20 protein-coding genes and 1 pseudogene are annotated in these 19,880 nt (G+C 70.7%); 17 read left to right on the forward strand and 4 right to left on the reverse strand.

Going from position 1 to position 19,880, the window contains the following annotated elements; genetic code table 11:
- Nucleotides 1-433: BON domain-containing protein (locus tag ACGFIS_RS34245; protein ID WP_392973742.1), on the reverse strand; the 433-nt coding region annotated here is incomplete at its 3' end.
- Nucleotides 434-516: 83 nt separating this feature from the next.
- On the opposite strand from ACGFIS_RS34245, the gene ACGFIS_RS34250 reads away from it, so the two are divergent.
- The 10 genes and pseudogenes from ACGFIS_RS34250 (at nucleotide 517) to ACGFIS_RS34295 (ending at nucleotide 9,988) form a co-directional block, all read left to right on the forward strand.
- On the forward strand, nucleotides 517-822 hold the full coding sequence (locus tag ACGFIS_RS34250; RefSeq protein ID WP_392973743.1) for a DUF2964 family protein: 306 nt from the start codon (nucleotides 517-519) through the stop codon (nucleotides 820-822).
- Between the two features lie 261 nt (nucleotides 823-1,083).
- Nucleotides 1,084-2,601, forward strand: coding sequence for a depupylase/deamidase Dop (gene dop / locus ACGFIS_RS34255; RefSeq protein WP_392904601.1), 1,518 nt, complete (start codon nucleotides 1,084-1,086; stop codon nucleotides 2,599-2,601).
- 283 nt (nucleotides 2,602-2,884) lie between these two features.
- The gene (locus tag ACGFIS_RS34260; protein WP_392904599.1) at nucleotides 2,885-3,094 is read left to right on the forward strand and encodes a ubiquitin-like protein Pup; all 210 of its coding nucleotides are present in this window, start codon (nucleotides 2,885-2,887) and stop codon (nucleotides 3,092-3,094) included.
- Nucleotides 3,095-3,600: 506 nt separating this feature from the next.
- Nucleotides 3,601-4,065: pseudogene (locus ACGFIS_RS34265) on the forward strand (endonuclease domain-containing protein); the annotation flags it as partial.
- A 456-nt stretch (nucleotides 4,066-4,521) separates the two neighbouring features.
- On the forward strand, nucleotides 4,522-5,310 hold the full coding sequence (gene prcB / locus ACGFIS_RS34270) for a proteasome subunit beta (RefSeq protein ID WP_392905124.1): 789 nt from the start codon (nucleotides 4,522-4,524) through the stop codon (nucleotides 5,308-5,310).
- Between the two features lie 21 nt (nucleotides 5,311-5,331).
- Nucleotides 5,332-6,135: a proteasome subunit alpha gene (gene prcA / locus ACGFIS_RS34275; RefSeq protein WP_392904593.1), complete on the forward strand. Its 804-nt coding sequence runs from the start codon at nucleotides 5,332-5,334 to the stop codon at nucleotides 6,133-6,135.
- Between the two features lie 219 nt (nucleotides 6,136-6,354).
- Nucleotides 6,355-7,713: a Pup--protein ligase gene (gene pafA, locus ACGFIS_RS34280; RefSeq protein WP_358466927.1), complete on the forward strand. Its 1,359-nt coding sequence runs from the start codon at nucleotides 6,355-6,357 to the stop codon at nucleotides 7,711-7,713.
- Between the two features lie 100 nt (nucleotides 7,714-7,813).
- The gene (locus ACGFIS_RS34285; RefSeq protein ID WP_392973744.1) at nucleotides 7,814-8,743 is read left to right on the forward strand and encodes an FKBP-type peptidyl-prolyl cis-trans isomerase; all 930 of its coding nucleotides are present in this window, start codon (nucleotides 7,814-7,816) and stop codon (nucleotides 8,741-8,743) included.
- 54 nt (nucleotides 8,744-8,797) lie between these two features.
- Nucleotides 8,798-9,457, forward strand: a complete 660-nt coding sequence (locus ACGFIS_RS34290) for a helix-turn-helix transcriptional regulator (protein WP_392904588.1) — start codon at nucleotides 8,798-8,800, stop codon at nucleotides 9,455-9,457.
- A gap of 33 nt (nucleotides 9,458-9,490) precedes the next feature.
- On the forward strand, nucleotides 9,491-9,988 hold the full coding sequence (locus tag ACGFIS_RS34295; RefSeq protein WP_392904581.1) for a DUF3291 domain-containing protein: 498 nt from the start codon (nucleotides 9,491-9,493) through the stop codon (nucleotides 9,986-9,988).
- 4 nt (nucleotides 9,989-9,992) lie between these two features.
- Here ACGFIS_RS34295 and ACGFIS_RS34300 read toward each other — a convergent pair whose 3' ends face one another.
- Nucleotides 9,993-11,075 (reverse strand): DUF3866 family protein, encoded by a 1,083-nt coding sequence (locus tag ACGFIS_RS34300; protein ID WP_392904578.1) that lies wholly within the window; start codon nucleotides 11,073-11,075, stop codon nucleotides 9,993-9,995.
- Between the two features lie 101 nt (nucleotides 11,076-11,176).
- On the opposite strand from ACGFIS_RS34300, the gene ACGFIS_RS34305 reads away from it, so the two are divergent.
- The 6 genes from ACGFIS_RS34305 to ACGFIS_RS34330 all read left to right on the forward strand — a co-directional run bounded on the left by ACGFIS_RS34305 (nucleotide 11,177) and on the right by ACGFIS_RS34330 (nucleotide 17,568).
- Nucleotides 11,177-12,202, forward strand: coding sequence for a helix-turn-helix transcriptional regulator (locus ACGFIS_RS34305; RefSeq protein WP_392904575.1), 1,026 nt, complete (start codon nucleotides 11,177-11,179; stop codon nucleotides 12,200-12,202).
- The gene (locus ACGFIS_RS34310; RefSeq protein ID WP_392904573.1) at nucleotides 12,199-13,227 is read left to right on the forward strand and encodes a helix-turn-helix transcriptional regulator; all 1,029 of its coding nucleotides are present in this window, start codon (nucleotides 12,199-12,201) and stop codon (nucleotides 13,225-13,227) included. Before ACGFIS_RS34305 ends, ACGFIS_RS34310 begins: the two co-directional genes overlap by 4 nt.
- A gap of 22 nt (nucleotides 13,228-13,249) precedes the next feature.
- Complete coding sequence (locus ACGFIS_RS34315) at nucleotides 13,250-13,471, forward strand: hypothetical protein (RefSeq protein WP_392904571.1); 222 nt, start codon at nucleotides 13,250-13,252, stop codon at nucleotides 13,469-13,471.
- Nucleotides 13,472-13,495: 24 nt separating this feature from the next.
- On the forward strand, nucleotides 13,496-13,819 hold the full coding sequence (tatA, locus tag ACGFIS_RS34320) for a Sec-independent protein translocase subunit TatA (RefSeq protein ID WP_392904568.1): 324 nt from the start codon (nucleotides 13,496-13,498) through the stop codon (nucleotides 13,817-13,819).
- 83 nt (nucleotides 13,820-13,902) lie between these two features.
- The gene (gene tatC, locus ACGFIS_RS34325) at nucleotides 13,903-14,724 is read left to right on the forward strand and encodes a twin-arginine translocase subunit TatC (protein WP_392904565.1); all 822 of its coding nucleotides are present in this window, start codon (nucleotides 13,903-13,905) and stop codon (nucleotides 14,722-14,724) included.
- A 72-nt stretch (nucleotides 14,725-14,796) separates the two neighbouring features.
- Nucleotides 14,797-17,568: a DEAD/DEAH box helicase gene (locus ACGFIS_RS34330; protein ID WP_392904563.1), complete on the forward strand. Its 2,772-nt coding sequence runs from the start codon at nucleotides 14,797-14,799 to the stop codon at nucleotides 17,566-17,568.
- On the opposite strand, the gene ACGFIS_RS34335 is transcribed toward ACGFIS_RS34330, so the two are convergent.
- The gene (locus ACGFIS_RS34335; RefSeq protein ID WP_392904560.1) at nucleotides 17,550-18,383 is read right to left on the reverse strand and encodes a hypothetical protein; all 834 of its coding nucleotides are present in this window, start codon (nucleotides 18,381-18,383) and stop codon (nucleotides 17,550-17,552) included. The genes ACGFIS_RS34330 and ACGFIS_RS34335 overlap by 19 nt on opposite strands.
- A 22-nt stretch (nucleotides 18,384-18,405) precedes the next feature.
- Nucleotides 18,406-19,266 (reverse strand): oxygenase MpaB family protein, encoded by an 861-nt coding sequence (locus tag ACGFIS_RS34340; RefSeq protein ID WP_392973745.1) that lies wholly within the window; start codon nucleotides 19,264-19,266, stop codon nucleotides 18,406-18,408.
- 218 nt (nucleotides 19,267-19,484) lie between these two features.
- On the opposite strand from ACGFIS_RS34340, the gene ACGFIS_RS34345 reads away from it, so the two are divergent.
- Nucleotides 19,485-19,844: a hypothetical protein gene (locus ACGFIS_RS34345; RefSeq protein ID WP_392904555.1), complete on the forward strand. Its 360-nt coding sequence runs from the start codon at nucleotides 19,485-19,487 to the stop codon at nucleotides 19,842-19,844.
- Nucleotides 19,845-19,880: the final 36 nt, after the last annotated feature.

Raw genomic sequence — 19,880 nt, forward strand, 5'->3', positions numbered from 1 at the left:
ATGCATGATCGACTTCGCCGTCGAGCGTCACGCAACCGTGGTCGACCTCGACGCGAATCTTGTGATCGCGCAGCGCCTCCTGCCAGCCGAGCGCGAACGTGATGGCGATTGCCAGCTCCTGATCCGCGCACGCGTTTTCCGGCGGTGTGACGTTCAGTTCGAGCACGAGCGCACGCGCATCCTCGACGTGCAGCGCCGTTTTCTGCGCCTCGAGCTTCTGGGCCCAGCTGTCGACCGAGCCGCGCAACGTGACGATCCGGTCGCGTACGTCGACGTCGATCCGCCGCGCGTCGATCGCCGGATTCCAGAACAGCGCCTGCTCGACGTCCTGCTTGAGTGCTGCATCGGACTTCATTTCCGTCTCCCGTTGGGCCGCACCGGTCGTGACATTCGCGATCGGCGATCGGGCCGCACCGGATTCAGCATCGCGCACGCCGGCGCCGGCGGGTTGACGAGGATCAATCAACGGCGTGCCGGCGGCCGTGGCCGCCGGTGCGCGAATGCCGGATTCGTCCGTTGATACAGATCAACCGTGCGGCAAAGCGCCACGCGATCATGACGCCAGACACCGCGAAACCCGCGCCGACCCGCGCGTTTCGCATCCGCACGACAGCCACGCCGCAGGAGACCGTCATGAACCGCAGGCAATACCGCATCGCGCTCGCGACGCTCAGCGTGTTCATCGCGCTCGCATCGCTGGCCGGCATCATTCACGGGATGCTGTTCGACGAGCGGGTTTTCAGATACTCGATCGTCACGCTGATCCTGAGCATCATCTCGTTCGTCGTACTGCTGAACCTCGCCCCGAGCGACCGGCCGTGACGCGCACGATCGCGTCGGGCCCGGCACAACCCGCCGGCCCGGGGCCATTTTCCGGCGCGCCTGTCAACCGAAGCACCGCTCGAAACGCATTCCCGCCGAAGTGATTCAGATCAAGGGTAGGAGCGTCATTCGTCGGATATAAGTGAACCCGAAGCGGCGCCCCCCCCGGGGGGCGCCCCCCGCGCCCGCATGCCCCGGCACACCCCCCGCGAACACCGGGTCCCATGGCTCCACCCCCCACACCCCGATAGGCTCGACGATATGAGTGTTCGGCGGGTGATGGGCATCGAGACCGAGTACGGCATCTCCGTACCCGGGCAGCCAGGGGCCAACGCGATGGTGACCTCCTCACAGGTCGTCAACGCCTACCTCGCGGCGTCGGCGGCACGGGCCCGCAGAGCCCGCTGGGACTTCGAAGAGGAGAACCCCCTCCGCGACGCCCGGGGATTCGACCTCGCCCGCGAAGTCGCCGACCCCACCCAGCTCACCGACGAAGACCTCGGCCTCGCCAACGTCATCCTCACCAACGGTGCACGCCTCTACGTCGACCACGCCCACCCCGAATACTCCGCACCCGAATGCACCAACCCCCGCGACGCCGTCATCTGGGACAAGGCCGGAGAACGCGTCATGGCCGACGCCGCACAGCGCGCCGCCATGGTCCCCGGCACCCACCCCATCCAGCTCTACAAGAACAACACCGACAACAAGGGCGCCTCCTACGGCTGCCATGAGAACTACCTCATGCGCCGCGAGACCCCCTTCGCCGACATCGTCCGCCACCTCACCCCCTTCTTCGTCTCCCGCCAGGTCGTCTGCGGCGCCGGCCGCGTCGGCATCGGCGTCGACGGCCGCGGCGACGGCTTCCAGATCAGCCAGCGCGCCGACTTCTTCGAAGTCGAGGTAGGCCTCGAGACCACCCTCAAACGCCCCATCATCAACACCCGCGACGAACCCCACGCCGACCCCGAGAAGTACCGCCGCCTCCACGTCATCATCGGCGACGCCAACATGGCCGAGCTGTCCACCTACCTCAAGCTCGGGACCACCTCACTCGTCCTCGCCATGATCGAAGACGGCTTCCTCACCGTCGACCTGTCCGTCGACATGCCCGTCGCCGCACTCCGCGCCGTCTCCCACGACCCGTCCTGCAAGCATCTGCTCACCCTCCGGGACGGCCGCAAGATGACCGCCGTCCAGCTCCAGATGGAGTACCTCGAGCAGTCCCGCAAGTACGTCGAGGACCGCTTCGGCTCGGACGTCGACGAGATGACCACCGACGTCCTCGACCGCTGGGAATCGGTCCTCCACCGCCTCGGCGACGACCCGATGCAGCTTTCCCGCGAACTCGACTGGGTCGCCAAACTCGCCCTCCTGGAGGGCTACCGCACCCGCGACAGCCTCGACTGGTCCCACTCCCGGCTGCAGCTCATCGACCTGCAGTACGCCGACATCCGGCCCGACAAGGGCCTCTACAACCGGCTCGTGGACCGCGGCCGCATCGACCGCCTCGTCACCGAATCCGTCGTGGACGCCGCCGTCGACGACCCCCCGGAGGACACCCGCGCCTACTTCCGGGGCCGCTGCCTGCGCCAGTACGCCGACTCCGTCGCGGCGGCCTCCTGGGACTCCGTCATCTTCGACGTCCCCGGACGCGAGTCCCTGCAGCGCGTTCCCACCCTGGAGCCCCTGCGCGGCACCAAGCAGCACGTAGGGCCCCTGCTGGACCGCTGCCGGACGGCGGCCGACCTGGTGGCCACCCTGACCGGCCAGAGCTGATCCAAGCGGTCTGAGCCCGGACGACGCACGAGCGCCGTCCGGGCTCATTCGCGCGCCCATTGGATAGTTGAACTATCGATACCACTGTCGCTTCGCTGACCTGCACCGACAGGCGACATCTCGGTTTCGTGACCGGTATGCCCGTTTCAGGGAGCGGCCGACGGGCGATAACCCGAGCAAGTCCCCCGGCCCCCGGGTGGAGACGGCGAAACGGGTTCCAAGATCCGCTGGCCGTCGAAGATCGGAGATAGGGTCGGAAGGACCGGCAGAGCGGAGGTACGGGATGGCCACGAAGGACACCGGCGGTCAGAAGCAGACCCCCCGGCGCACGGAAGAGGTCGAGGAGACCGAGGCCACGACCACCGAGGACGTGCAGGAGCGCCAGGAAAAGCTCACCGACGACGTGGACTCAATTCTGGACGAAATCGACGAAGTTCTCGAAGAGAACGCAGAGGACTTCGTACGCGGGTTTGTACAAAAGGGCGGCCAGTGATTAAAACGGACATCTGCGCAATATAAGGAGTTGGGCAGTTTATCCGGCCCACTCGATAATCGAATAGGCTGACGAACATGAGCGAGGCCGATAAGGTCTCGCTCATGTTTTCGAAAAGATGCCCGGACTGCGGAGAGACGAAGCCGGCTGTAGAGTTCTGGAAGCTCAAGGCGTCCAAGGACGGCCTGGCGTACTACTGCAAGGCCTGCTTCGGACTGCGCAATAGCCGCTCATATCGGAAAAAGCAAGCCGAGTTGGGCAAGAAGACCAAAGCCTATGAGAGGCGACGTCAGGTTCCGGAGGGAAAGAAATACTGCCCAAGGTGCGAGACGGTGAAGCCGGTCGCCGAGTTCGGTCGTAACCGCTCCGAAGAGTCCGGGATCACCGGCTACTGTCGAACCTGCTACAACGTGATCAAAAGGGAGAACCGGGAGCGCAACCACGGTAGCGAGCGCAACTACCTCCTGAAGTTGCGGTACGGCGTCACCGAGGAGCAGGTCCGGCGAATGATCGCCGAGCAGGGCGGCATCTGCGTCATCTGCCTCCGCGCCGAGCCGAAGCACGTCGACCACGACCACATGACGGGGCTCGTCCGCCGGGTGCTGTGCTTCAGGTGCAACGGCGGTCTCGGGCAGTTCGAGGACGACCCGGAGCGCCTGCGGCTCGCGGCGGAGTACCTGGAGCTGGAGGGCTCGCAGGCGCGGTGGCTGGAGCGCGAGACCGGCTCCCGGGTCTTCGGCGGGCCGGATCGGGTGCGTTCGGACCCGGGCTGGCGGACGAGGTCGGATTCGCCGGGTTCGGCGAGGCATTACCACTTGCGCCAGAAGTACGGGATCAATGCCGCGGACGCCGACTGGCTGCTCAAGATGCAGGTCGGCCTGTGCGCCGTCTGTTTCGACTTCCCGGCGAAGCACGTCGACCATGACCATGAGACCGGCGCCGTGCGCGGCATCGCCTGCCATGGCTGCAACACCGGCATGGGCCAGTTCGGCGACGATCCGGTCGCCCTCCGCCGCGCCGCGGACTATCTGATGGGCGGCCTGGTCGAGTACGTTCCGGCTCCCGGCGGCGGGACGCGCCTGTCGTTCACCGTCCCGGACATGGATCCTGCGGAGGTGCCGCCGGGGGCTGGACGGTGCATTGGGAGGCGGACGGGCGGCATCGCAAGGAGAATCCGAAGCTCGGGATCCTGCGTGTGGGGCCTGTCTGGGTGGAGTGACGGCGGGGGATGTGGTCAGGGTTCGCCGTGGGCGGACTCGGCGGGGGATCATGCGGCATGCGCGTGGGCGACCTTGAACAGTAGGGTCATAGTCGTCCGCGCCGGTGGGGTTGTGAGGAGCCGGTGCCTTGGTCGAAGGGAAGGGAGTCGCGTGGCGTCCCACGAATCGCACACCGGGCGTCTGCCGGGGTTGTTCGCGAGCCCGGACATGTCGTCGTTCACGGAGTTCCTGGGGGCGTACTCGCCGGAGTCGCTGCCCGGCAGGCGGACGCCGCCGGCGTCGCGGGTGGGGGATGAGATCCCGCACGGGACGACGATCGTGACGGTGAGTTTCCCCGGCGGGGTGGTGATGGCGGGGGACCGGCGGGCGACCGCGGGGAATGTGATCGCGCAGCGGGACATCGAGAAGGTGTTCCGGGCGGATGAGTTCTCGGCGATCGCGATCGCGGGGACGGCGGGGATCGGCATCGAGATGGTGCGGTTGTTCCAGGTGGAGCTGGAGCATTACGAGAAGCGTGAGGGCCGGACGCTGTCGGTGGAGGGCAAGGCGAACCGGCTGGCGACGATGGTGCGGCAGAACCTGGCGATGGCGATGCAGGGGCTGGCGGTGGTGCCGTTGTTCGCGGGCTATGACGAGGAGCGCGACGAGGGGCGGATCTTCTCCTACGACCCGGCGGGGGGCCGGTATGAGGAGCGGGATTTCCACTCGGTCGGCTCGGGGTCGGTGTTCGCGCGGGGTGCGCTGAAGAAGCTGTACCGGCCGGAATTGTCGGCGGAGGACGCGGCGCTGGTGTGCGTGCAGGCGTTGTACGACGCGGCCGATGATGATTCGGCGACGGGTGGGCCCGATCTGACGCGCCGGATTTTTCCGGTGGTGGCGTCGGTGACGTCGGAGGGGTATCGCCGGCTGGGCGAGGACGAGGTGGGCGCGTTGGCGCAGACCGTCGTCGATGGACGTTACGACTCGCCGGGCGGGCCGACCGCCCCGCTGCGATAGAAGGGATCCAGACCGGTGTCCATGCCGTTCTACGTTTCGCCCGAACAGCAGATGAAGGACAAGGCGGACTATGCGCGTAAAGGGATCGCGCGTGGCCGCAGTGTCGTGGTGCTGCAGTATGACGACGGCATCCTGTTCGTGGCGGACAATCCGTCGCGGGCGCTGCACAAGATCAGTGAGATTTACGACCGGATCGCGTTCGCGGCGGTGGGGAAGTACAACGAGTTCGAGAATCTGCGGCTGGGCGGGGTGCGGTACGCGGACATCAACGGGTATCAGTACGACCGCCGGGATGTGACGGCGCGGGGTCTGGCGAACGTGTACGCGCAGTCGCTGGGGACGATCTTCACGGAGACGAACAAGCCGTACGAGGTGGAGCTGGTCGTCGCGGAGGTGGGCGATGGCGCGGAGACGGATCAGATCTACCGGCTGACGTTCGATGGTTCGGTGGCGGACGAGCACGGTTATGTGGCGATGGGCGGGCAGGCGGACGCGGTCGCGGAGTCGTTGAAGGACGGCTACCGGGAGGGTTCGTCGCTGGCGGAGGCGTTGCGGACGGCGGTGCGGGCGCTGGAGGCGCAGGATACGGACCGGCATCTGGAGGCGACGTCGCTGGAGGTCGCGGTGCTGGACCGCAATCGTGAGCACCGGCTGTTCAAGCGGCTGGCGGCGGCGCGGATCGGTGATCTGCTGTCGGCGGCGGACGAGGGGGCGTCCGGGGGGTCTTCGGGCGGGGAGGACGCGGAGGTGGACGCCGGGCCGGGTGCGGACACCGGTTCGGGTCCGGCGCGGCCGGCGAAGGGCGCCGGGGAGGACGAAGACTGATCGGCTGGACGAGGGCTGATCGGCTGGTCGGGGACTGATCGGCTGGTCGGGGCGTCGCCTGGTGGCGGGGTTCCGGCCGGGTGCGGGCCCGTCGTGGCGGGGTGGTGGTGGCCGCCCTTGCCGTGGCGGGCCTGTCGTGTGTGCGGCGGGGGTCGGTTCGGGGGAAACGGTGGGCTGGAGAGACTGCCAAGTCGGGGCTCGGCCGCATAGGGTCGTGATGTGGACAGGCGCATCTTCGGGCTTGAGAACGAGTACGGCGTCACCTGTACCTTCCGGGGGCAGCGGCGGTTGTCACCGGACGAGGTGGCGCGCTATCTGTTCCGGAGGGTGGTGTCGTGGGGTCGTAGCAGCAACGTGTTCCTGCGTAATGGGGCGCGGCTCTACCTGGACGTGGGGAGTCACCCGGAGTATGCGACCCCGGAGTGCGACAGTGTCGTTGATCTGGTGACGCATGACAAGGCGGGTGAGCGGATCCTGGAGGGTCTGCTGGTGGACGCCGAGCGGCGGCTCCGTGAGGAGGGCATCGCCGGTGACATCTATCTGTTCAAGAACAACACGGATTCGGCGGGGAACTCGTACGGCTGCCATGAGAATTATCTGGTGGGGCGGCATGGGGAGTTCGGCCGGCTGGCGGATGTGCTGATTCCGTATCTGGTGACGCGGCAGATCATCTGTGGTGCGGGGAAGGTGCTGCAGACGCCGCGTGGGGCGGTGTACTGCGTTTCGCAGCGGGCGGAGCACATCTGGGAGGGTGTGTCGTCGGCGACGACGCGGTCGCGTCCGATCATCAATACGCGGGATGAGCCGCATGCGGATGCGGAGCGGTTCCGGCGGCTGCATGTGATCGTCGGTGACTCGAACATGAGTGAGACGACGATGCTGCTGAAGGTGGGCGCGACGGATCTGGTGCTGCGGATGATCGAGGCGGGCGTGGTGATGCGCGATCTGACGCTGGAGAATCCGATCCGGGCGATCCGTGAGGTCAGTCATGACATGACGGGGCGGCGGAAGGTGCGGCTGGCGAACGGCCGGGAGGCGAGTTCGCTGGAGATCCAGAAGGAGTATTACGGGAAGGCGCGCGATTTCGTGGATGCGCGTGGCGGGGACGCGACGGCGAAGCGGGTGCTGGAGCTGTGGGAGCGGACGCTGCGTGCGGTGGAGACGGGCGAGCTGGATCTGGTGGCGCGGGAGATCGACTGGGTGGCGAAGTATCAGCTGATCGAGCGGTATCGGCGGAAGTATGATCTGCCGTTGTCGTCGCCGCGGGTGGCGCAGCTGGATCTGACGTATCACGATGTGCATCGTGAGCGGGGGTTGTATTACCTGCTGGAGAAGCGGGGGGCGGTGGATCGGGTGACGCGGGATCTGGACATCTTCGAGGCGAAGTCGGTTCCGCCGCAGACGACGCGGGCGCGGCTGCGGGGTGAGTTCATCCGGAAGGCGCAGGAGAAGCGGCGTGATTTCACGGTGGACTGGGTGCATCTGAAGCTGAACGATCAGGCGCAGCGGACGGTGTTGTGCAAGGACCCGTTCCGGTCGGTGGATGAGCGGGTGGACAAGCTGATCGCCGGTATGTAGGGGTGGGTGCGACACGCGGGCGCCGGGGGCTACCGGCCGGTCACTTGGGCGGTAGGGTGAGCGCGCAGTAGCGCTCGCCCACCCCTCGAAGGACCCCCGTATGCGTCGTCGTGTCCGGTTGTTGCCCGTGGTCGCCGTGTTGACCGCGCCGTTGGTGTTGTCCGCGTGTTCGGGTGGCGGTTTGGACGTCACGGTGCGCGGTGATTTCGGGAAGCTGCCGGACGTGGAGTTCCCGGAGGGCGCGCCGGGTGAGTCTCTGGCTGTGGAGACCCTCAAGGAGGGGGACGGCGCGGCGGCGCGCAAGGGTGATCTGGTGGTGGCCGATTATGTGGGTTACCGGTGGAGTGAGTCTGAGCGGAAGCTGCTGGCGAGCAGTTATCCGAAGGGGCGGCCGGGTGCGTTCCCGACGGGTCAGCTGGTGCCGGGGTTGACGAAGGCGCTGGAGGGGGCGCGTCCGGGGTCGCGTGTGGTGGCGCGGATTCCGCCGAATGAGGGTTTCGGTGAGAAGGGCGACCCGAAGCATCAGGTGGGCAAGGACGACACGCTGGTGTACGTGCTGGACGTGCGGGCGGTGTATTCGCGGACGGCGGGTCCGCGCGGGGAGAAGCAGGCGCCGCTGAGTGATCCGGGGCTGCCGAAGGTGGGGGACGCGGCGGCGGGGCAGGCGCCGGCGGTGGCGATGCCGAAGGGTGCGGCGCCGAGGAAGCTGCAGGTGCGGGCGCTGGTGCGGGGGGATGGCCCGGCGGTGCGGAAGGGGCAGCTGCTGGCGTTGCAGTATGCGGGGTATTTCTGGCGTGACGGGAAGGTGTTCAACTCGTCGTGGTCCGAGGGGCATCCGGCGGCGGTGACGATCGGGACCGGTCAGGTGATGAAGGGCTGGGATCAGGGTCTGGTGGGGCAGCGGGTGGGGAGCCGGTTGCTGCTGGTGGTGCCGCCGTCGCTGGGGTACGGGGAGAAGGGCCTGGCGCAGTTCGGGATCAAGGGGAGCGACACGCTGGTGTTCGTGGTGGACCTGCTGGGCGCGCATTGACGGTGGTGGCCGCTCCGTTCTAAGCGGAGTCCTCGTTGTTCTTAGAATGGCGGGGTGGAGGACATCGACGCGATCGCGTTGCTGCAGGATCCGGTGCGGCGGCGGCTGTACGAGTTCGTGGCGGGGCGGGGCCGTGAGGTGGGGCGGAACGAGGCGGCCGAGGCTGCGGGTGTGGCGCGGACGCTGGCGGCGTTTCATCTGGACAAACTGGTGGACGCGGGGTTGCTGGAGGCGGGGAGCCGGCGGCTGACGGGGCGTTCGGGGCCGGGTGCCGGGCGTCCCGCGAAGGTGTACCGGCGGTCGGCGGGGGAGCGGGGCGTGTCGGTGCCGGCGCGTGATTACCGGACGGCCGCGGGGTTGCTGGCGGAGGCGGCGGAGGCTGCCGGGCTGGACGTGGAGGTGCGGGAGGCGGCGCGGCGGCGTGGCCGGGCGCTGCGTGGGCCGGGCGGGGCGTGCGGGGATCTGGACGAGTTGGCGGGCGTGTTGTCCGCTCGTGGCTATGACCCCGTTCGGGATGAGGGCGGCGCGGTTCTGCGGATGCGCAATTGCCCGTTCCATGTGGTGGCTGAGGCGTTCCCGCCGTTGGTGTGCGGGATGAATCTCGCGTTGCTGGAGGGGCTTGTGGAGGGGTCTTCGCAGGTGCGTGTGCGGATGGATCCGCGGCCGGGCTGGTGTTGTGTGGTGGCCGAACCTTCTAAAAACAATGAGCGTTGACATAGAAGCGGGCGCCGTGGTGGGGTGAAGCCCATGACCGGACACGAGCGCGCCCGCGCGCACCACCTCGCCCAGTTCAACGTCGCCACGCTCAGCTTCCCGCTGGACGATCCGCGGACGGCGGACTTCGTCGCGATGCTCGAACCCCTCAACGCGCTCGCCGACGCGGCCCCCGGGTTCGTGTGGCGGCTGACGGAGGAGGGCCGGCCCGACGCCACCGGGATGCGCCCCGCCGGTGAGGACGTGATCGTCAACTTCTCGGTGTGGGAGTCGGCCGAGTCGCTGTGGGACTTCGTCTACCGCAGCGCGCATTTGGAGACGATGCGGCGCCGCCGGGAGTGGTTCCGGCGGCATGTGGACGCGCACGCCGTCATGTGGTGGGTCCCCGCCGGGTACATCCCGACCGTCGAGGAGGGCCTGGAGCGCCTGGCCCGGCTCCGCGAGGAGGGCCCGTCCCCGGGCGCCTTCACCTTCGCCTCGGCCTACACGGCCGGGGAGGCCGCGGGCAGCGGGGAGCCCGCGGCCGTCTGAGGCGTCAGGCGAGGAGGGCGGCGGTGTGGCGGCCCGCGGCGGCGGCGGCGAGGAAGTAGGGGAGGTCCTCGTCGAGGCGGCGGCCCATGGTGGACAGCCGGACGCCCCAGTCCTCCTCGGCGGCGCCGAGGGTCTCGCGGAGGCCGTCGACGGGGACGGGGACGAGGCGGTGGCGGTCGCCCAGGGGCGCGGCGGCGGCGGCGACGCGGGCGCCGAAGGGGCCGCCGAGTTCGGGGACGGGGATGTCGGCGGCGGCGAGGGCGACGCGGCCGTAGGCGGTGAGGGAGTGGTGGGAGACGCCGATGTGGCGTTCGCGCTTGTCGCCTTCGCTGACGCGCAGGGACCCGACGGGGCGGCCGCCGAGGACGGACGCGGCGTTGACGGCCTCCCCGGCCGTGACGCCCGAGAAGCCCCAGCGGGTGCCCGTCCCGAGGTTCCCGGGGCCTTGTGCGAGGACGGCGGCGTCGGCGCCCAGGATGAGGCGTGCGGCGAGGAGGCCGGTGTGGACGGTGACGGCTTCGAGGTCGCCGCCGAAGGCCTGCCCGGCGGTGACGGTGCCGGCGAGGACGCCGGCGTCCTTGAGGCGGGCGATGGACATGGAGAACCAGGACGGCAGCGCCCCGCCGTCCGGCATGACGTACACGACGCGGGCGGACGGCCGCTCGGCCAGGAGCGCGGCGAGGATCGGCGGGAGCGCGGAGTGCAGGTCGGCGATGACGACGGGCATGCCGCCGAGTGAGTCGGCGTCGCGGAGGACGTCGTGGTGGGGGGAGTCCTGCTCGTCGGCGCCGAGGACGGTGGCCTGCAGGGGCGTGTAGCGGGCCTTGACGAGGTGGCCGGGGCCGGCCGGGTCGGGCGGGAGCCGGTCGGGGATGGCGACGACCATGGCGTAGCCGCCGGTGCCGAGGCCCATCGCCAAGGCCGTAGTGTTGAGCAGGACGGTGTCGCCGGGTTCGGGACGTCCCACGAGGGCGGGATAGGCCAGGGCGCGGTGCGTGCCGTCGCCCCCGATCGAGACGTTCAGCTCGACCGCCCCGGGCCATTCGCGGCGGATGTCCTCAACTGTGCCTTTGCGCCATCGGATCACACCGGGAAACGGTAGCGTCCTGAACGGCGGGGCGCGGCCGTGGACGGCCGGACCCGCCGAGCGCGGTTCAGGGGTCGATGGAGCGATGAGGTGGTGACGAGGTGTCGCGGCGCAAGACCGAGCGGCTGCTCAATCTGGTGGTCTGCCTGCTCGCCACCCGGCGCTATCTGACGGCCGAGCAGATCCGCCGCGCGGTGCCCGGCTACCCGGACTCCGACGAGGCGTTCAAGCGGATGTTCGAGCGGGACAAGGAGGAGCTGCGGGAGCTGGGCGTGCCGCTGGAGGTGGGCAGCGACCAGCAGGGCGGCGGCGGTGAGGAGATCGGGTACCGGATCCCGCCGCAGGCCTACGAGCTTCCCGACATCCATCTGTCGCCGGACGAGGCGGCGGTGCTGGGGCTGGCGGCGCGGGTGTGGCAGCGGGCCAGCATGGCGGAGGCGGCGTCCGGGGCGCTGCTGAAGCTGCGGGCGGCGGGAGTGGAGACCGACGCGCCGGCGGCGGTGGGCATCGAGCCGCGGGTCGACACGCAGGATCCGGCGTTCCCGGCGCTGTGGGAGGCGGTGCGGGACGGGCGGCCGGTCGCGTTCGACTACCAGGGGATCGGGCGGACGTCGGTCGTGCGGCGGCATCTGGAGCCGTGGGGCGTGGTGAGCCGGCGGGGCCGCTGGTACGTGGTGGGGTTCGACCGGGACCGTGACGAGCAGCGGGTGTTCCGGCTGAGCCGGATCGCCGGGGACGTGGCGGCGGACGGGCCGGCCGGGTCGGTGACCGTCCCCGACGGGGTGGACGTGCGGCGCATCGCGTTCGACTGGGGCGATCCGGTGAGCGAGCCGCGCCCGGCGGCGGTGCTGCTGCGGGCGGGTGCGGCGCAGGGGCCGCGGCGGTGGGCCAGGGACGTGCGGCCCGCGCAGGACGGGCCCGCCGACGGGGAATGGGACGAGGCGACCCTCACGTTCCGTGACGCGGACCGGTTCGCGCCGTATCTGGCGCGGTTCGCCGACGACGTGGTGGTGCTGGATCCGCCGGACCTGCGGGAAGCGGTGATCCAGCATCTGAAGTCGGTGCTGGCCGGGCAGCAGGGGGCGGCCGGGATGGACGGGACGGACGGGACGGTGAACGGCCGGTGACCGCGAAGGCGACCGCGAAGGCGACCGGGAGGAGCGCCGCGAAGGGGCCGGCGACGACGTCGACGGACCGGCTGGGGCGGCTGCTGGCGCTCGTCCCGTACGTGGTGAACCGCGACTCGGTGGCGCTGGAGGAGGCGGCCGCCGCGTTCGGGGTGACGGAGAAGCAGCTGATCGACGACCTGAACCTGCTGTGGTGCGTGGAGCTGCGGGCGCCGGATCCGTACTGCCCGATCGACCTGTCCTACGAGGGCGGGGAGATCACGGTGGCGGAGGCGGAGTCGATCGCGCGGCCGCTGCGGCTGAAGGTGGACGAGGCGTCGGCGCTTCTGGTGGCGCTGCGGATGCTCGCGGGCATCCCCGGCCTGGACGACCGGGACGCGCTCAGCAGGGTGATCGCCAAGCTGGAGAACGCGGCGGGCGCGGCGGCGGCGGTGTCCAGCCAGGTCGCGGTGGAGGTGGACGCGTACGGCGGGTCGGACGACCCGGGGCGCAGCGGTCTCGGCACGCTGCGGGACGCGATCGCCCGGGGCCGCCGCGTGCACCTGACGTACTACGTCCCGGCGCGGGACGAGAACACCGAACGCGATGTGGACCCGATGCGGCTGCTGGTCGTGGAGGGCAACACCTACCTGGAGGGCTGGTGCCGCCGGGCGGAGGCGGTGCGGCTGTTCAAGCTCGACCGGATCGCCGATCTGGCGGTGCTGGACGTGCCGGCGAGCGTGCCGGACGACGCCGAGCCGATCGACGTGGACGCGGGCCTGTTCCGCCCGTCGCCGCAGGACGAGGCGGTGACGCTGGAGCTGACGCCGCGGGGCCGGTGGGTGGCCGACTACTACCCGTGCGAGAGCGTCGAGGAGCTGGGGGAGGGGCGGCTGCAGGTGGTGCTGCGCACGCCCGACACCCGGTGGGTGCGGGGCCTGGCGCTGCGGCTCGGCGACCAGGGGCGGGTCGTGTCGCCCGCGCGGCTGGCGTCGGGGATCCGCGAGGACGCGGTGCGGGCGCTGGCCCGCTACGGCATGGCCTGAGCGGATCGGCTACCGTGGCGGTGTGGCGTGGGTTGCGGTGTCGGTGTCGCTGGGCTTCCTCGGCCTGGCCGTGCTCGCCTGGTGCGCGTTCAAGGTGTGGCTGGGCGTGCGGCGTTTCGGGCGTGAACTGGAGCGGACGAGGCGGCGGCTGGAACCGAAACTGTCGGTGCTGCGCGATGAAGTCCCCCGGATGGAGGAAACGCGTGCGTCACAATCACCCGAAGACGGCGTACGATCGTCCTGAGCGCCCCTGCTGAAGAGGAATGTCATGGCTGGACTTGGCACGACCGAGATTCTGATCATCCTGGCAGTCGTTCTGCTGCTGTTCGGATCGGCGAAGCTCCCGACGCTCGCGCGGTCGCTGGGCAAGTCGGCGCGGATCCTGAAGGCGGAGACCAAGGGCCTGCACGACGACGACGACGGCGACGCGGACGGCAGGACGGCCAAGGCCGCCGGGTCCGCGCAGGAGGGGCAGGCCCCGCGGGACGAGGCGGCCGGCGACGCCCAGCGTGCCCGCGGCGCGCTCGGCGCCGGCGAGCCGATCCAGGGCGTGCCGGTCTCGGACCCCGGCAGGGCCCACAAGGGCGGCTGACCGCCGCACGCGACCGCCGCCCGCCCCCGACCTGAATGCCGACGATGAAGCTGAGCAGGAGCGACACCGCCCCCGAAGGTCGCATGCCTCTCTTGGAGCATCTCCGTGAGCTGCGCAACCGGCTGATCAAGGCGATCCTGGGCCTGGTGCTCGGTGCGATCGTCGGGTGGATCCTTTTCGAGCCGATCTGGGACTTCCTCAAGCAGCCGTACACGCGGATCCCGGCCGAGCACTGCCTGGAGGGCAAGTGCGACCTGGTCGTGCACGGGATCTTCGACGGGTTCTTCGTCCGGCTGAAGGTCTCGCTGATGGTCGGGGCGGTGCTGTCGTCGCCGGTGTGGCTGTACCAGCTCTGGGCGTTCGTCGCGCCGGGCCTGTACAACAAGGAGCGCCGCTGGACGTATGTGTTCCTGGCGGCGGCGGTTCCGCTGTTCTGCCTCGGCGCGGCGCTGGCGTACGTGACGATGGACAAGGGCCTGGAGATCTTCATCGGGCTCGCGCCGGGCGACACGACCGTCCTGGTCGGCGTCCAGGACTATCTCGGCTACGCGCAGGCGATGCTGTTCATCTTCGGGCTGACGTTCGAGCTGCCGCTGTTCGTGGTGATGCTGAACCTCGCCGGCGTTCTCACCCACGAGCGGATCCGCAAGTCGCGGCGGATGCTGGTCTTCGGCGTGTTCGTGTTCGCCGCGATCGCCACCCCCAGCCAGGACCCGTTCACGATGCTGGCGCTGGCGCTCCCGACGATCGTGCTGTTCGAGGTCGCCGAGCTGATCGCGTTCCTGCACGACCGCCGCCGGGCCCGCGAGCCCGACCCGTACGAGGGCCTGGCCGACGACGAGGTGTCCCCGCTGGACCTGGAGAAGATCGACGCGGAGCTGGAGAAGGGCGGCCGGACCGGCTGACGTTCCGCGCCGTCCGGCCCGGCTCGGGAACTGATTGGGAATCGGGCCGGTCGGAACCGTAGGCTCGAAGGCATGACCTCCCCCGACACGACGTCGGCCGGGCAGACCCCGGCCCAGCGGTACGCCGCCTACCGTGAGCGCACCGAGGGCAGCGGCCCGGCCCTGCTGGACTTCCGCACCCTGTACGACTTCGACCTGGACCCGTTCCAGATCGAGGCGTGCCAGGCGCTGGAGGGCGGCAGCGGCGTCCTGGTCGCCGCGCCCACCGGATCGGGAAAGACGGTGGTGGGGGAGTTCGCCGTGCACCTCGCCCTCACCGGCGGCACCAAATGCTTCTACACCACGCCGATCAAGGCGCTGTCGAACCAGAAGTACGCCGACCTCGTCCGCCGCTACGGGCCCGAGAAGGTGGGGCTGCTCACCGGCGACAACAGCGTCAACGGCGAGGCGCCGATCGTCGTGATGACGACCGAGGTGCTGCGCAACATGCTGTACGCGGGGTCGCACACCCTCGGCGGGCTGGCGTTCGTGGTGATGGACGAGGTGCACTACCTCGCCGACCGGTTCCGCGGCGCCGTCTGGGAAGAGGTGATCATCCACGTTCCCGAGTCGGTGCGGATCGTGGCGCTGTCGGCGACGGTCAGCAACGCCGAGGAGTTCGGCGAGTGGCTCCAGGAGGTCCGCGGCGACACGTCGGTGATCGTCGATGAGCACCGTCCCGTCCCGCTGTTCCAGCACATGCTGGTCGGCGCCCGCCTGTACGACCTCTTCGTCGACACCGGCAAGGGCGGGGACCGGCAGGCCCGGCTGAACCCGCAGCTCACCCGGATGGCGGTGGAGGAGGTCCGCCGCGCCAAGGTCAACCAGGGGCGCCGCACCGGGCGCCGCCGCACGGCCCGCCCGCAGCGGTTCCGGCCCCCGCCGCGGGCCGACGTGATCGAGCGGCTGGAACGCGCCGGGCTGCTCCCGGCGATCACGTTCATCTTCAGCCGCGCCGGCTGCGACGCCGCCGTCCTGCAGTGCCTGCACGCCGGGATCCGGCTCACCTCCAAGGAGGAGGCCGAGGAGATCCGCGCGCACGCCGAGCTGCGCACCGCCGACATCGCCGCGGAGGACCTGCGGATCCTCGGGTACGGCGACTTCCTCGCCGCCCTCGAACGCGGCGTCGCCGCCCACCACGCCGGGATGCTGCCGACGTTCAAGGAGATCGTCGAGGAGCTGTTCACCCGCGGGGTGATCAAGGCGGTGTTCGCGACGGAGACGCTCGCGCTCGGCATCAACATGCCCGCCCGCACCGTCGTGATCGAGAAGCTCGACAAGTGGAACGGCGAGGCGCACGTCGACCTCACGCCCGGCGAGTACACGCAGCTGACGGGCCGCGCCGGGCGCCGCGGCATCGACGTCGAGGGGCACGCCGTCGTGGTGTGGGGGCCGAGTGTGGAGCCGGCGTCGGTCGCGGGCCTGGCCGGCACCCGCACCTACCCGCTGAACTCCAGCTTCCGGCCGTCGTACAACATGGCCGTCAACCTCGTCGGCGCCGTCGGCATCGAACGCGCCCGCACGCTGCTGGAGGAGTCGTTCGCGCAGTTCCAGGCCGACCGCGCCGTCGTCGGCCTGGCCCGGCAGGTGCACAAGAACGAGGAGGCCCTCGACGGGTACGCCAAGGCCGCCGAGTGCCATCTCGGGGACTTCATGGAGTACGCGGCGATGCGGCGGCGGCTGTCGGACCGCGAGGCGGAGCTGTCGCGGGAGCGGGCCGGCGCCCGCCGCGCCGAGGCCGCGAAGTCCCTGGAGCACCTGCGGCCCGGGGACGTCATCATCGTGCCGTCGGGGCGCCGCTCCGGCCTCGCCGTCGTCCTGGACCCCGGCGTCGGGCGCCGCTCCGACGGGCCCGCGCCGCTCGTGCTGACGGTGAACCGGTCGGTGCAGCGCCTGTCGATCCAGGACTTCCCCCGCGCCGTCGAACCCGTCGACCGGGTCCGGATCCCCAAGTCGTTCAGCCCACGCAACCCGCAGGACCGCCGCGACCTGGCGTCCACGCTGCGAAACAAGGTCCCCGACGACGTGCGGGCCCGCAAGCGGTCCCGGGCCGACTCCGCCGCCGCCGACGACGACGCGGAGATCACCCGGCTGCGCGCGGACCTGCGCCGCCACCCTGTGCACGGCTGCGACCAGCGGGAGGAGCACGCACGGTGGGCGGAGCGGTACCACCGCCTCGACCGCGAGACCGAGCAGCTGCGCCGCCGCGTCGAGGGCCGCTCCCAGGTCATCGCGCGGACGTTCGACCGGGTCTGCGCCGTCCTGCAGCAGCTCGGGTACCTGGAGGGCGACTCGGTCACCGAGGAGGGCCGCCGCCTCGGCCGCATCTACAACGAGCTGGACCTGCTGACCGCCGAGAGCCTCCGCGAGGGCCTGTGGGAGAAGCTCGGCCACGCCGAGCTGGCGGCGTGCGTGTCCGCGCTGGTGTACGAGTCGCGGCAGCCCGACGACGCCGCACCGCCCCGCACGCCCGCGGGTCCCGCGCAGGACGCCCTCGCGGCGATGGTGCGGCTGTGGGGCGTGCTAGAGGCCGTCGAGCACGACAACCGGGTGTCGTTCCTCCGCGAGCCCGACCTGGGGTTCGCGTGGACGGCATACCGGTGGGCCAAGGGCGACGACCTCGATGAGGTCCTCCTCGAAAGCGACCTGACCGCGGGCGACTTCGTCCGCGCCGTGAAGCAGCTCCTGGACCTGCTCGGCCAGGTCGCCGACGCCGCCCCGCCGAACAGCCACATCCGCAAGACCGCCCGCCGCGCCATGGACGCCATGCGCCGCGGCGTCGTGGCCTACTCGTCGGTGGGGTGATCGGCGGGCAGCGCCAGGTCGGTGATCATCTGGGCGGCGAAGGCGCCGCGGGCGGCGACCGCCGCCCACAGGACGGGGGCGACGGCCGCGAGCGCGACCCATCCGATGCCGTGCACCAGCAGTGAGATCAGCGCGGCGACGGCGGCGATGCCGGCGGCGGTGACGGCGGCGGCGAGCCCGGCGCGCAGCGGGCCGGGGCCGTCGGCGGCGGCGTCGGTCAGCCCGAACTGGTGCAGCACGCACATGATCAGCGCGAGTGCGCCGAGGGTGACCGCGCCGGTGGCGTAGAGGGTGACGGCGAGGCCGGAGGTGAGGAAGACGGCCACGTGCCCGGCGACGGCCGCCGCGTCGGCGGCGCGCACGAACTCCGGGAAGTCCGCGAACGCGGCGGGGTCGGCCGACACGAACCGCTTCCACCCGTCGCCGCCGGGTCCGTGGACGACGGCCAGGCACATCGCCAGGCACCCGAAGAGCACCTGGCAGGCCGCCCACCGGGACCGTCCCGCGGCCAGCAGGAACCGGGTCGCCAGGAAACCCGCGGCGGTGAGCGCGATCTCCGCCGCCGCCAGCGCGGCCAGAGGGACGCCGTCGCGGTGGTGCAGCGTCGCCCACCGCGGATAGGCGTGCGCCACCAGCAGGCTCGCCGGGACGAACACGACGACGCTGTAGGTCATCGCGAGCATGAAGTACCGGCCCGTCACACCCCGGGCGGGGCGCGGTTCGGGACCGGCGCCGCCCAGCTGGTGCGCCGCGGCCAGCGCGATGCCCGCCCCGGCCGCGTACGACCAGGGCAGGTCGGCGAAGACGCCCAGCATCGGCGAACCTCCCGGGGGTGTGTCAGGCGTGGGCGCGGCGGCGGGAGCGGCGGGCAGACAGCGTCCGGTCGACGCGGTGGCTCGCCAGCTTGACCAGGAGCGGCTGGGGCGGGCGCCGCAGCGGGCCGGGCGTCAGGTGGTGCAGGTCGGTGGCCGTCCGCAGCAGCAGGTCCGCGGTGCGGCGGCGGTTGTGCGTCCACGGCAGCCCGTAATGCGCGCGCAGCGTCTCGGGCAGCAGCGCCGCGGTGAGCAGGCGGAACACGGCCATGGCCGGGGCCAGGGGGCGCAGCTTGCGGGGCCACAGGACGGCGGCGGCGACCTCGCGGGCGGTGTCGGTCACCTCCAGCCCGGCGAGCGTCTCGGCCATGTAGGCGCGGAACGCGGCCAGGTCGGCGGGCTGCGACTCCAGCGGGCAGCCGAGCACCTCGGCCACGATGCGGGACTGGCGGTAGTACTCCTCGGCCAGGTCCGGCTCGTCGTCGCCGGGCCGCATGACGTGCTCGTAGATGTGCAGGGCCGAGTCGATGAGGGTCGCGTTCACCCACAGCTGAAGGTCGGCGTCGTTGCCGGAGTAGCCGTCGCCGCGGACGGTCGCGTGGATGCCGCGGACCTTCGCGGCGATCCGCGCGACCTCCTCCGGCGTCCCGTAGGTGACGATCAGCAGGAAGTCGAGGGTGCCGAACAGCCGCGCCAGGGGACGGTCGGCGAAGTCGCTGTGCTCGGCGACGCCGCGGGCCACCCGCGGGTGCGCGAGCTGCATCAGCAGGGCACGGCCGGCGCCGAGGCCGATGAGCGGCTCGGCGGCGAGAGCGCGCAGCACGTCCCGGTCGGCGAGCCGGTCGGCGAGGCGTTCCGGCGCGGGCATCTGCGGTGTGGCGGGCACGGGGCCTCCCGGCGGGTTCGGATCCTGGCGGCCATCCTCGCCCAGTTATTGGCAAACGGTCAATAAGTGCCCCAGGACGGGCGAAGATGTCCCAAAGTCGGGAAATCGTCACAACCGGTGGTGATTGGTGCCACAATCGGTGCGCCCGATCACTAGGGAGGGCCGTGGGACCAGCGAGCACGGTGGTGCCCACGTGTTTCACGAGAAAGGTCCCGACCGTGGCCATCCGCGACAAGATGCGCGCCAACGCGGCCCACGTCCTCCAGGAAGGCGAGAACGTCCAGGCGGTGTTCGGCGCCCAGACCACCAGCCAGTACTTCGCCTTGCTGTCCTACTGGATCATCATCTTCAGCAACGCCTACCGGGTCGTCGTCGTCACCGACCGGCGCATCCTGGTGTGCCGTTCCGGGCGCATGCGCATGACGCCGGTCAACGAGGTCCTGCGCGAACTGCCGCGCAACACCCGCATCGGCCCGCCGAGCGGCCTGTGGTGGCGCTGCGAGACGCTCGGCGAGCGCCTGTACGTCCACAAGCGCTTCCACAAGGACGTCAACGCCTCCGACGGCGTCGCCGCCTGACGGCACCGCCGGACGGCGCGCCCTCCCGCCGCGGCG

Origin of the sequence: Spirillospora sp. NPDC048824 (genome assembly GCF_043198455.1) — a bacterium.
Taxonomy (GTDB): domain Bacteria; phylum Actinomycetota; class Actinomycetes; order Streptosporangiales; family Streptosporangiaceae; genus Spirillospora.